Here is an 11,726-nt window from a genome sequence, read left to right as displayed (position 1 = left end):
ATTTCGCCGCATCCACATGGGCATGCGAAACGAAATCCGCGCTCGGCGCAAAGGTCTCGTTCGGGTCGTGATGGCTCATGGTCTCGCTCCTCCTTGGGTGGTGGCGGGCGCGGCCGACTTGCAGCCCGAGCCCGTCACAGTCGCGTGATATTTGTCAGCTACCATAATCGAAGATTGAAAACGGATAAATAAGCTACGGAATTTCAGCGTTTTTCGAGTCAAAGGATTTTCCAGCCTGAGCGCCATTTGTAAATTGTGTTTTCCATATGGCGCTAAATGCCCGGTTTCATGCGGTGTTAGCGCTGCCTCGGGCGAACCCGCCGCAGCGCTGCCGCGGGCCAAGGTACCCGGGATGACCCGAAACATCGCGGGGAAGGGGGACGGACAAATCCGCGCAGCCTTCCCTTGCGTCCGGCGGTCAACGCTTTACCCTACGCCCACAGCGGCGTGGCACAGCGCCGGATCAAGGGAGAACATCAATGACATCATTCACGGTCAAACTGACCGCATCCGCACTCATGCTCACCTTCGCGACCGAAGCCGTGGCGACCGAGTGGAACGTCTCGCTCTGGGGCAAGCGCCGCGCCTTCACCGAGCATGTCCACAAGCTGGCCGAGCTCGTCGAGGAGAAGTCCGGCGGCGCCTTCACCATGAACATTTCCTATGGCGGCCTGTCCAGCAACCGCGAGAACCTCGACGGCATCTCCATCGGCGCCTTCGAGATGGCGCAGTTCTGCGCAGGCTACCACCCCGACAAGAACCGCGCGATCACCGTGCTGGAACTGCCCTTCCTCGGTGTGTCGAACCTCGCCGAGGAGGTCGCGGTCAGCCACGCGGTCTACGATCACCCCGCCGTCGCCGAGGAAATGGCGCAGTGGAACGCCAAGATGGTCATGACCTCGCCGATGCCGCAATACAACCTCGTCGGCACCGGCGAGCCACGCGACGAGCTGGCGGAATTCGACGGCATGCGCGTCCGCGCGACGGGCGGTCTCGGCGAAGCCTTCGCGGCCGTGGGCGGCGTGCCGACCTCGGTGACCTCGTCGGAGGCCTACCAGGCGATGGAATCGGGTGTCGTCGACACCGTGGCCTTCGCGCAGCACGCGCATCTGTCCTTCGGCACGATCAACCAGGCCGATTGGTGGACCGCGAACCTGAACCCCGGCACGGTGAACTGCCCGGTCGTGGTGAATATCGACGCCTATGAAGGCCTCTCGGACGAAGAGCGCGAGATCTTCGACAGCTCCGTGCCCGAGGCGATCGACCATTACTTGGCGAATTACGGAGAGCTCCTGGATCGCTGGAACGCCGTGCTCGAGGAAAAGGGCGTGACCGCGGTCGAGATTTCCGAGGAAGAGCTCGCCAAGTTCGAGGAAGTCGCCGGCGGCCCGATCCAGCAGGCCTGGATCGAGGAGATGAATGCGCAGGGCATGCCCGGTCAGGAGCTTTTCGACCTGGTCATGACCACGCTGGAAGAGCATCGCGCCTCCAACTGAGCGCATCGCAATCATGAGGCCCGGCGGCGCGCGCTTGCGCGGTCGGGTCGCCTCATGCCGCGCCACCCAGACCATCGGAAGGACTTGCCATGGCCGGAAGCGCCAAGGTTCTCGAAGACGACAGCCTGCTCTCTCGTCTCGACCGCAAACTTGCAAAGCTGGAATGGCTCTTCGCACTGATCTCGGGCCTTTTCGCCTTCGGCCTGATGGTCCTCGCGGTGGTGTCGGTGACGGGGCGCAACGGCTTCAACGAACCGCTGCCGGGCTACGTGGACTGGATCGAGGCCTTCATGCCGCTGATCGCCATCCTCGGCATTTCCTACGTGCAACGGGTCGGCGGGCATATCCGCATGGATATCCTGATCGGTCAGCTGCGCGGCCGGCTGCTCTGGATCGCCGAATTCCTCACCACCTTCGCCGTGCTGCTCCTGATGCTGGCGCTGGTCTGGGGCACCTGGGCGCATTTCGACCGGTCCTTCGATTTCTCCGCGCCGCTGTGGAGCCGGGACAGCTCCATCGATATCGGCCTGCCGATCTGGCCCGCGAAGCTTGTGGTGCCGGTGGCCTTCTCGGTCATGTCGCTGCGGGTCGTTTTGCAATTATGGGGCTATGCGCGCGCCATCGTCACGGGCACGACGCATCCCGTTGCGGTGCCGCTCATCCAGTCGGCGGCCGAGATCGCCGCCGAAGAAGCCGAAATGCTGAGCCGGAGGGACTGACCCCATGGATCCTATCGATATCGGCCTCTGGGTCACCGGCGGCCTTCTGGTCATGGTCGTCCTCGGTATGCGGGTGGCCTTCGCCGCCGCGCTGGCGGGCGTCGTCGGCCTGATCTGGATCTTCTGGGAGAAGAAGGATTTCGCCGCCGACGAATTCACCTGGGCGCTGACGGTCGCGATCAAGACCGCGGGGCAGGTGCCCCATGGCAAGGTCGCGAGCCAGGCGCTGAGCCTGATCCCGACCTTCATCCTGATCGGCTACCTTGCCTATTACGCAGGGCTGACGCGCGCCCTTTTCGAGGCGGCCAAGCGCTGGATCGCCTGGGTGCCGGGCGGGCTGGCGGTGTCGACCGTCTTCGCGACCGCGGGCTTTGCCGCAGTGTCGGGCGCCTCGGTCGCCACCGCGGCGGTCTTCGCGCGCATCGCCATCCCCGAAATGCTGAAAGTGGGCTACGACAAGCGGTTCGCGGCGGGCGTCGTGGCCGCGGGCGGCACGCTCGCCTCGCTCATCCCGCCCTCGGCGATCCTGGTGATCTACGCCATCATCGTCGAGCAGGACGTGGGCAAGCTGCTGCTGGCGGGCTTCATCCCGGGCGTGTTTTCCGCCTTCATCTACGCCATCCTGATCATCACGCTTGCGCTGACGTTGAAGAATTTCGGCCCGCCGGTGACCGGCTTCACCTGGCGCCAACGTTTCACCGCCTTGCCGCCCGCGTTGCCCATCGTGGCGGTGGTCGTCATCATCATCTGTTTCGTTTATAACCCCTTCGGTGGCGACGCCTGGGGCACGCCGACCGAGGGCGGGGCCATCGGCGCGTTCATCGTCTTCCTGATGGCGCTCTATCGCGGCATGCGCTGGACGGAACTGAAGGACGCGCTGGTCGAGACGGCGAAGCTGTCGATCATGATCTTCTCGATCATCTGGGGCGTGCTGATCTACGTGCGCTTCCTGGGCTTCGCGGACCTGCCGAGCGCGTTTTCCGACTGGATCACCGCGCTTGAATATTCGCCCATGCTGATCCTCGTCTGCATCCTCCTGGCCTATGCGGTGCTGGGCATGTTCATGGATGCGATCGGGATGCTCCTGCTGACGCTGCCGGTGGTTTACCCGGCGGTCATGGCGCTGAATGGCGGGGAATACGTGACGGCGGCGGAATCGACCTTCGGCATGTCGGGGCCGATGTGCGCGGTCTGGTTCGGGATCCTCGTGGTGAAGATGGCCGAGTTCTGCCTGATCACGCCGCCCATCGGTCTGAATTGCTTCGTCGTGGCGGGGGTGCGCCCGGACCTGTCGGTGCAGGACGTGTTCCGCGGCGTGACGCCGTTCTTCATAGCCGACGGCATCACCATCGCGCTCTTGGTGGCGTTCCCGGCCATCGTGCTCTGGCTGCCATCCCTCGCGGGGTAAGCCGGCACGCGGCACGAAAAAAAACGCAGGGTCCCGAGACCCGGCGTTTTCATTTCGGCAGGGCGCGCCAGGTCAGGCGCGCAGCGTCTCCGTCGAGGAGAAGAACATCGCCTGGCTGATGGCCGAGCGGACCTGCTCTTCGGAATAGGGCTTCGAGATCAGGAAGGCCGGTTCCGGCTTGTCCCCGGTCAGAAGCCGTTCGGGGAAGGCGGTGATGAAGATCACGGGCCGTTCGCCAAGCTCGCGGAGCAGGTCGTTGACCGCGTCCACGCCCGAGGAATTGTCCGCAAGCTGGATGTCCGAAAGGATGAGGTCCGGCGTCTCCTTCGTGCCGAGCGCCACGGCCCCGTCGCGGGTCCGCGCCACGCCGGTCACCCGGTGGCCGAGATCGGCGACGATGCTTTCGAGATCCATCGCGATGATCGCCTCGTCCTCGATGATGAGCACCCGACCCGACATCGCATCGGCCATTTCCTGACGCGCGGTGTTGACGAGGATCTCGGCCTCTTCGAGACCGACATTCATGATCTCGCCAAGCTCCTTGAGGGTGAATTCCTCGATCGTGTGGAGAAGCAGCGCCTCGCGGCTGTTGGTAGTCAGGCGCGACAGATGACGTTGCGCGGCCTTGCGCGGGCCCGCATCCTCGTCGGTGACGGGCGCGCCGGTCGTGACCCAGATACCGTGGAAGGTCTGGAACAAGCCCACCTTGGGTGTGCTGGCGCCGACCGTGACGGTGCGATCCGCAAGCACGGCCTCGAGCGTCGCCGCGGCGTATTGGTCACCGGTCGATTGCGAGCCGGTCAGTGCCCGGGCATACCGACGCAAATAGGGTAACGCTTGGCCGATTTCGCTGCTGAGGTCGGATTGAGCCATCCTCGACTTCCTTTTTTTTACATTGCTGGAACCAAACCTCCAAACGTGGTGTTTGTTCCATACGTGGGGCCAAAGAACGGCGCGTAAGGGTGATTATGGCTCAAGGGCAAGAAAAGCGACAGCGTGACAGCGTGATAGATGAAAACCTGAAAAAGGTCTACGAAGACATGCTCGACCAAGAGGTGCCGGACCGGTTCCTCGAGCTTCTGTCGCAACTCAAGGATCAGGACGAGAAGTCCGGCAAGACCGGGCGTGAGGCCGACGAATGAGCGCTGATCCGCGCGATGAAATCGTGGAGCACCTTCCGGCACTCCGCGCCTTTGCCTTGTCGTTGACGCGCAACGGCTCCTTGGCTGACGACATGGTGCAGGACGCGCTGGTCAAGGCCTGGACGAAAATCCACACGTTCGAGCCGGGCACCAACATGCGCGCCTGGCTGTTCACCATCCTGCGCAACACCTATTACTCGAACCGCCGCAAGGCCGGGCGCGAGGTCGGCGATGCCGACGGTCTGCTGACGGAAACGCTGTCCGAAAAGCCTGCCCACGACGGCCGGCTGCAGATGGCCGATTTCATGCGCGCCTTCCAGAAATTGAACGACGAACAGCGCGAGGCGCTGGTTCTCGTCGGGGCCTCGGGTTTTTCTTACGAGGAAGCGGCGGGCATGTGCAACGTCGCCGTCGGCACGATCAAGAGTCGCACGAACCGCGCCCGTGCACGGTTGGCCGAGCTTCTGCATCTCAGCGATGACGAGGCGTTCGAGCTGACCGACCAGGCGACGCTCGCCGTCGTTTCGGGAAACAAGCCCGCCACGGCACGGTGATCCATGATCGGTGCACCCGGACCCAGACCCATCCCCAGTGGATTGGGTGCCCGGATTATCGGCTTTCTGTCGATTGCACTGGTTCCGATCGGTCTCGTTGCCTACTTCCAGACCACCCAGCTTGATGCCGAAACCCGGGCGCGCACGCAGCTCAGCCTGACCGACCGCACCGAGGCGGCCGTTGCTGCAGAGCGTGCGCTGCTGACATCGGCCTTCGGTGCGGCCAAGGCGCTTGGCACCATTTCGCAGGTGACGGGCGGCCGCGTCGATCAATGCAGCCAGGCGCTGGTCGAATACAGCGGCACCGAGCCCGATGTGACCTTCGCCGCCCTGATGGACACGACCGGCAACTTCGTCTGCGCCAGCGTCGGCGGCATCCCTTCCCGGACCGACATCCCCGAGGTGCTGGAGGCCTTGGGTGAACCCCGCCAGAACATCCTGCCCTTCGAACAGCCGACGATCAGCGACGAGCCGATCGTCGCCATCTTCGAGCCGGTCTTCCGCGACGGTTTCCATATCGGTCACGTGGTCATCTCCATCCCGCTCTCGGCACTGCGGGACCTGCAGCCCGCCGATCAGACCACCGGGGCAAGTTTCATCGACGTGGCGCTCATCAACCGCTCGGGCGACATGGTGACCAGCGGGCTCGACCGGGCCACGCTGGAGCCCTTGCTGCCCGGCGCGCTCGGTCTGTCGAACCTTCCCGGCCAGGAGAATTACAGCTTTCTCAGCGAAAGCGCCGATGGGGTCGAACGCATCTACGTGGTCGCGGCCATCGTGCCCGACCTTTTGTACGCGGTCAGCATCTGGGACCGGAACAGTCCCGAGCTTGGCGCGCTGGAAGCGAGCACCTTTGCCAAGGCGCTGCCGCTCGTCATGTGGGCGGCCAGCGTCGTCGTCGCCTATCTGGCCGTGAACCGGCTCGTGATCCGCCATATCCGGACGCTGCGCTACCAGATGCGCAGCTTCGCCCGCGACCGGCGGCTGCCGGCGCAATCGTCGGCGGGCGACATGGCGCTCGAATTGCGGGACATGGAGAACGACTTCCTGCTGATGTCCGACTCGATCCTGAGGGACGAGGCGCAGCTTGAAAACGCGCTGCGCGAGAAGACCATCCTGCTCAAAGAGGTGCATCACCGGGTCAAGAACAACCTGCAACTCATCTCGTCGATCATGAACATGCAGATCCGGCAATCGGAAACCGACGAGACCAAGCGCGTGCTGCGCCGGTTGCAGGAGCGCGTGCGCGGGCTCGCGGCCATTCACCGGCAGCTCTACCGCACCGCCGACCTGGGCCGCGTGGATGTGCGCGAGCTGCTGGAGGAGCTGACCCAGCATGTCGCCGTGATGTCGGAACAGGACGACCGCAAGCTCGAGATCGTCCGCGACCTCGATCCGGTGCGGGTCTATCCCGACCAGGCCATGCCGCTGGCGCTCTTGACCGCCGAGGCCGTCGCCAATGCCGAGAAATACATTCAGCGCGACGCGTCGGGCCGCGCGCGCATCGCCGTGCGACTGAAGCAATCGGCCGACAAGGAGGTGACGTTCGAGGTGTCCAACACCTCCGATCCCGAGCAGCTTCCGGTGGTCGACCGGATGGGCGGACTCGGCCAGCGGCTGATCTCGGCCTTTGCCACGCAGCTCGGCGGCGAGCTGAACCAGGGTCTCGAAGCGGACACCTACCGTGTTACGGTGACGTTCAGAATTTCGGATTTCAAACCAGAGGTGGTGGATTACTGATGGCTGCACAGAACGAGAGCAACCGCCCCGCCATCGCGGCGCTGCCCCGGCCCGAAAAGGCCGATGGCACCGAGCGCCGGGTGGGGGTCGAGATTGAGTTCGGCGCGCTTGCCGAAGAGCAGGTCGTGGGCGTCATCACCGACCGGCTGGGCGGTACGCCGGAAGAGCGCGGCGAGCGGGGTTTCGTCGTGACCGACACCGCGCTCGGCGAGATCGAGGTCTATCTCGACACGCAATATCTCAAGCGTGCGGACAGCAGCTTTTCCCGCAAGATCCACGACATTGCCCGGCAGGTTGTGCCGGTCGAGATCGTGACCGGCCCGATCCTGCCCGCCGAAATCGCCAAGCTCGACGATCTTTGCGACGATCTGGCCGAGGCCGGGGCCACCGGCACGGCGGCGGGCGTCTTTCTGGGCTTCGGGGTGCATTTCAACCCCGAGGTCACCGGCGAGACGCTGGAAGATATCCTGCCCACCCTGCGCGCCTTCGCCTTTCTCGAGGATGCGATCCGGGATGCGTCCGGGATCGATCTCTCGCGGCGGGTGATGCCCTATGTCGACCCCTATCCGCGCCCGCTGCTCGATGGGCTGGCCGAGGAGATCGGCTCGCTCGATGCGCTGATCGACCTCTATCTCGACCGCGCGCCGTCGCGGAACCACGGGCTCGACATGCTGTGCCTCTTTGCCCATCTCGACGAGGCGCGGGTGTCCAACACGATGGACATGAACCTGATCTCGGCCCGGCCCACCTATCATTACCGTCTGCCCGATTGCCGCATCGACGAGGCGGACTGGTCGCTGTCGCTGGAATGGAACCGCTGGGTGAAGGTCGAGGAGGTCGCGCGCGATCCCGACTTGATCGCGGCCCTGCAGGAGGGTTGGCGCGATCATCGCAGCCACCTCACGACAACGCGCGGAGACTGGGCCAAGCGCGCGGCGGAGATCGCCGGAGGCCTCGCATGAGCACGGGGCGTCCGGTCATCGGGGTCACGGTTTCGCGCCGGTCGGGCTGGCGGATCTTTCCGCTGATGGCGCTGAGCGTCTGGCTGGCGGGCGGGCGCGCGATCCGCTGGCAATCGGGGCGCGAGATCCGGCTCGACGATGTGGACGGGGTGGTGATCGGCGGCGGCGACGACATCGCGCCCACGCTTTACGGCGGCGAGATGCGGGTGGGCGTGCGCCTCGATCCCGACCGCGACGCGCTGGAGACCGGCGTGCTGCGCGGCGCCTTCGAGCGCGACCTGCCCATCCTCGGCATCTGCCGCGGCTCGCAGATGCTGAACGTGGTTCTGGGCGGCGATCTGCACCAGGACGCCTACGAGGCCTACGGGTCCCGCTATTACCGCACCGTCCTGCCAAGGAAGCGCGTCGATCTCGTGCCGGACACGCTGCTGTCGCGGCTCACCGGGGAGGCCTGCCTCGACGTGAACGCGCTGCATTCGCAGGCGGTGCAGACGCTGGGCGAGGGGCTTCAGGTGGCCGCGCGCGACGATGGCGGCATGATCCAGGCCATCGAGCGGAAATCCGACCCGATGGCGCTTGGCGTGCAGTGGCACCCCGAGCATCTGTTCTATCGCCGCGCCCATCGGCGACTCTTCGCGGCGCTGGTCGAGGCCGCCCATGCGCGCCGGGCCAATCGCGGACAGATCAAGGCGGCCCATGCGGAGGCGCGCGAGGCCGAGGAACGCCGCAATCGCATGGCGCTCTAGGCGGCCCGCGACGCCGGGTCTTTCCGGTCACATCGACGGCAATCTGCAGGCGGTCCGGAAAAGACGGAACCAATCGCCGTCCCGGGCCGTTCGTCTACAGATAACAGGCACAAGGAAGCTTACGCGATGACCGATGCGTTCTTGATTGGACTCATCGCGCTTTCTTTGGTGACAGCGCTGATCTACGCGTTGACCGGACGAAAGGGCGATGAAAAAGCCCGCTCTGACCGCGACTGACCTCCCTCATAGGTCGCGGCGAGGCACGGCTCGACAGGAGAAAGGGTGGTCCTTCGGGGCCACCCTTTTTCGTTTGAGGGGCGCGTCTTCAGGGCCTTGCGGCCGTCTCGTCAGCGGCGGCGGGTCACATCGGGCCTCGCGGGCGGTGCCGCGATCAGGTTCGCGGGCGCCCCCCAGCGCGGGGCCGCATCCTCCTGACGCGGGGCATCGCCCGAAGCCGCGGGCCGGTCTTCGAAGGCGTCCACGAGGCGCGCAATCGCGTCGGGCGCGATCTGCGATTGCGAGACCGGGCGCAACGCCTGCGCGCGCCGCCCGAACATCGGTGCCCAGAGCCGGGCCCAGAGCCCGTTGACGCGGTTTGCGTGATTGAAAAACATGCCTTCATCCCCCCGGACACCACACTAATTGCCGATAACGCACTTCTCCCCGGATCGGTTCCCGGGGTGGAGAATATTATTTCGTTTCTGCAGTGCAGAATGAAGGAATATTACTTTGATATGCGGATTTTGGCAATGCGGATCGCGCCGTGGACAGGACGCCGCGCATCGACAAGGCCCGCTTGCCTGCAGCCGGCCCGCGCTACCTGCCAAGCGATATCATCGCATCGGAGATCCCATGACCGCACGCAGCACGATCGAGTTGAAAGCGCTCGAAATCGACACGGATATCGGCACCTACGGACCCGGCGATACGGTGCCCGAGGCGCATATCCTCGACCTCACGCTCGAGATCGCGCCGGAACAGGTGATGATCGCCGAGGACGGCATGGCGCATGTCTTCGATTACGACCCGCTGATCGCCGAGATCGACAGGCTTGCGGCGGACGGGCATTACCACACGCAGGAACGCCTGATGACGCGGATCGCCGCGGCCTGCGCGGCCCATGACGCGGTCCATGCAGTGGAGATCGCGCTGGCCAAGCGGCCGGTGAAGCGCGGCAGCGGGACCCTCGGCGTGCGCTTGTGTCTCGGGCCCGACGACCTGGCCGCGCTGCGCAGCGAAAAACCGCCGGTGCGGAAGGGTGATTGATCGGCATCAAGTCGCAGGCTCCGGCCCGGGGGCATCATGGGACATCACTTCACAGGAAAGGTGAGGCCATGAGTGCAAAACGCCAATCCGGCGCGTCCCCGGGCGATGCCAACCCCTTCGCCAAGCTGCAGGATGCGGGCTTTGGCGATTTCATGGGCATGAGCCAGAGCTGGATGGAAGCGATGAGCCGCATGAGCGCGGAATTCGTCGATTTCATCGGCGAGCGTCTGAAAGAGGACGCGAAGCTGCAGCAGGAGTTGCGGAACTGCCGCGATCTCGGCGAGTTGCAGGCGCTGCAGATACGGTTCACCCAGCGCGCCATCGAGCAATACCAGGCCGAGTCCGGAAAACTGCTCGAAATCAGCACATCGCTGTTCGAAAAGGCCGATGAGACGGCCAAGAAAGAAACCGCGAACTGAGCGCAGCACAGGCCTCGTCGCTTTGTCCCGGCGTGGACGCGTTGCCGTGCCCGGGGCCGTTTTCATCTGCCAAATGCAAGGATATCCCATGCGCCTGACCGTTTCCCTGTTACTTGTTCCGATCTGTCTCTTGCTGGCGGGATGCACCGATCCCGACACCTATCCGCTTTCCGGTGACAGCTGCGGGCCCGACGATCCGGTGCAGGACGTCGTGATCGCCGATTGCGCACCGCAACCCTGACACCCGGTCGCGCGCGGCCATTTCGGCTTCACAATCCCCGCCGGTTCCGGTTGTCTGCCCCTCGAGACGCATCCAAGACGTATCCAAAGGGAGACATGCCATGAAATTCGTCCGCTTCGGCGCACCGGGCGCAGAGACACCGGGCCTTCTGGACGACACCGGCACGCTGCGCGATCTGTCGGGGGTGATCGACGATCTGGCGGGTGACGCCCTCGGTGATCTTGCGCAGTTCGGCGACCGTGCCGCCACGACGCTGCCGCCCGTGCCGGGCACGCCGCGTCTCGGTCCCTGCGTGGGCGGGACGGGCAAATTCCTTTGCATCGGGCTCAACTACGCCGATCACGCCGCCGAGGGCGGATGGGATCTGCCCGGCGAGCCGGTGATGTTCATGAAGGCGACCTCGGCCATTTCCGGGGCCAACGACGCCATCGTGATCCCGCGCGGCGCCGAGAAGGTCGATTGGGAGGTGGAACTGGCCATCGTCATCGGCCGGACGGCGAAATATGTCAGCGAGGAAGAAGCGCCCGCCCATATCGCGGGCTATTGCATCGCCAATGACGTCAGCGAGCGCAGCTTCCAGCTGGAACGCGGCGGGCAGTGGACCAAGGGCAAGTCCTGCGATGGCTTCGGCCCGCTGGGCCCGTGGCTCGTGACCCCGGACGAGCTGGGCGATGTGCAGGCGCTCGATATCTGGCTCGACGTCAACGGCGAGCGGATGCAATCGGGCACGACCGGGACGATGATCTTCAACACCCATCACATCGTCAGCTACCTGAGCCAGTTCCTGACGCTCTACCCCGGGGACGTGATCGCGACCGGCACGCCGCCGGGCGTCGGGCTCGGCATGAAGCCGCCGCGTTTCCTGAAGCCGGGCGACGTGGTCGAGGCGGGCATCGCCGGTCTGGGCCTGCAGCGCCAGGAGGTGGTGGCGGACGGCTGACCGCGCGGCGGCTGCGGCCGCTCGGACGGGCCGTGCGGCGCGCGGCACTGCTGCGCCCGAGGAATTTTTCGCGCGGGCCTTGAGCTTCCAGTG

At 65.0% G+C, this 11,726-nt stretch carries 14 protein-coding genes; 12 read left to right on the top strand and 2 right to left on the bottom strand.

Features of this window, described 5'->3' with window-relative positions:
• The first annotated feature begins 479 nt into the window (after positions 1-479).
• The 3 genes from BW990_RS15205 (at position 480) to BW990_RS15195 (ending at position 3,623) form a co-directional block, all read left to right on the top strand.
• Complete coding sequence (locus BW990_RS15205; RefSeq protein WP_076449233.1) at positions 480-1,496, top strand: C4-dicarboxylate TRAP transporter substrate-binding protein; 1,017 nt, start codon at positions 480-482, stop codon at positions 1,494-1,496.
• A gap of 89 nt (positions 1,497-1,585) precedes the next feature.
• On the top strand, positions 1,586-2,215 hold the full coding sequence (locus BW990_RS15200; RefSeq protein WP_076449231.1) for a TRAP transporter small permease subunit: 630 nt from the start codon (positions 1,586-1,588) through the stop codon (positions 2,213-2,215).
• Positions 2,216-2,219: 4 nt separating this feature from the next.
• Complete coding sequence (locus tag BW990_RS15195) at positions 2,220-3,623, top strand: TRAP transporter large permease (protein WP_076449223.1); 1,404 nt, start codon at positions 2,220-2,222, stop codon at positions 3,621-3,623.
• Positions 3,624-3,695: 72 nt separating this feature from the next.
• Here the strand turns inward: BW990_RS15195 and BW990_RS15190 are convergent, their stop codons facing one another.
• Positions 3,696-4,496: a response regulator gene (locus tag BW990_RS15190; RefSeq protein ID WP_076449222.1), complete on the bottom strand. Its 801-nt coding sequence runs from the start codon at positions 4,494-4,496 to the stop codon at positions 3,696-3,698.
• A 131-nt stretch (positions 4,497-4,627) separates the two neighbouring features.
• Between BW990_RS15190 and BW990_RS21920 the strand changes: the two genes are divergently transcribed.
• Genes BW990_RS21920 through BW990_RS15170 form a run of 5 tightly spaced genes read left to right on the top strand, consistent with a single transcriptional unit; the run spans position 4,628 to position 8,767 of the window.
• On the top strand, positions 4,628-4,765 hold the full coding sequence (locus BW990_RS21920) for a NepR family anti-sigma factor (RefSeq protein WP_234990272.1): 138 nt from the start codon (positions 4,628-4,630) through the stop codon (positions 4,763-4,765).
• Positions 4,762-5,319, top strand: coding sequence for an RNA polymerase sigma factor (locus tag BW990_RS15185; RefSeq protein ID WP_076449219.1), 558 nt, complete (start codon positions 4,762-4,764; stop codon positions 5,317-5,319). The genes BW990_RS21920 and BW990_RS15185 overlap by 4 nt, the downstream gene beginning before the upstream one ends.
• Before the next feature lie 42 nt (positions 5,320-5,361).
• Positions 5,362-7,059, top strand: a complete 1,698-nt coding sequence (locus BW990_RS15180) for a sensor histidine kinase (RefSeq protein WP_159441664.1) — start codon at positions 5,362-5,364, stop codon at positions 7,057-7,059.
• Positions 7,059-8,021: an amidoligase family protein gene (locus BW990_RS15175; protein WP_076449210.1), complete on the top strand. Its 963-nt coding sequence runs from the start codon at positions 7,059-7,061 to the stop codon at positions 8,019-8,021. Before BW990_RS15180 ends, BW990_RS15175 begins: the two co-directional genes overlap by 1 nt.
• Complete coding sequence (locus tag BW990_RS15170) at positions 8,018-8,767, top strand: gamma-glutamyl-gamma-aminobutyrate hydrolase family protein (protein ID WP_076449208.1); 750 nt, start codon at positions 8,018-8,020, stop codon at positions 8,765-8,767. The genes BW990_RS15175 and BW990_RS15170 overlap by 4 nt, the downstream gene beginning before the upstream one ends.
• A 347-nt stretch (positions 8,768-9,114) precedes the next feature.
• On the opposite strand, the gene BW990_RS15165 is transcribed toward BW990_RS15170, so the two are convergent.
• The gene (locus BW990_RS15165; RefSeq protein ID WP_076449207.1) at positions 9,115-9,381 is read right to left on the bottom strand and encodes a hypothetical protein; all 267 of its coding nucleotides are present in this window, start codon (positions 9,379-9,381) and stop codon (positions 9,115-9,117) included.
• A 238-nt stretch (positions 9,382-9,619) separates the two neighbouring features.
• Between BW990_RS15165 and BW990_RS15160 the strand changes: the two genes are divergently transcribed.
• From BW990_RS15160 to BW990_RS15145, 4 genes are all read left to right on the top strand, one after another.
• A complete protein-coding gene (locus BW990_RS15160) occupies positions 9,620-10,033 on the top strand; it encodes a dihydroneopterin aldolase (protein WP_076449206.1) in 414 nt (137 codons plus the stop codon).
• 68 nt (positions 10,034-10,101) lie between these two features.
• Positions 10,102-10,452, top strand: coding sequence for a phasin family protein (locus BW990_RS15155; protein WP_076449205.1), 351 nt, complete (start codon positions 10,102-10,104; stop codon positions 10,450-10,452).
• A gap of 88 nt (positions 10,453-10,540) precedes the next feature.
• A complete protein-coding gene (locus BW990_RS22140) occupies positions 10,541-10,693 on the top strand; it encodes a hypothetical protein (RefSeq protein ID WP_200798058.1) in 153 nt (50 codons plus the stop codon).
• A 100-nt stretch (positions 10,694-10,793) separates the two neighbouring features.
• Positions 10,794-11,633, top strand: a complete 840-nt coding sequence (locus BW990_RS15145) for a fumarylacetoacetate hydrolase family protein (protein WP_076449203.1) — start codon at positions 10,794-10,796, stop codon at positions 11,631-11,633.
• Positions 11,634-11,726 lie beyond the last annotated feature (93 nt).

It is taken from the genome of Roseivivax lentus (assembly GCF_900156805.1).
Lineage (GTDB): Bacteria > Pseudomonadota > Alphaproteobacteria > Rhodobacterales > Rhodobacteraceae > Roseivivax > Roseivivax lentus.
The sequence above is the reverse complement of the archived record's forward strand: the minus strand, read 5'-3'. Positions and strand labels throughout refer to the sequence as shown.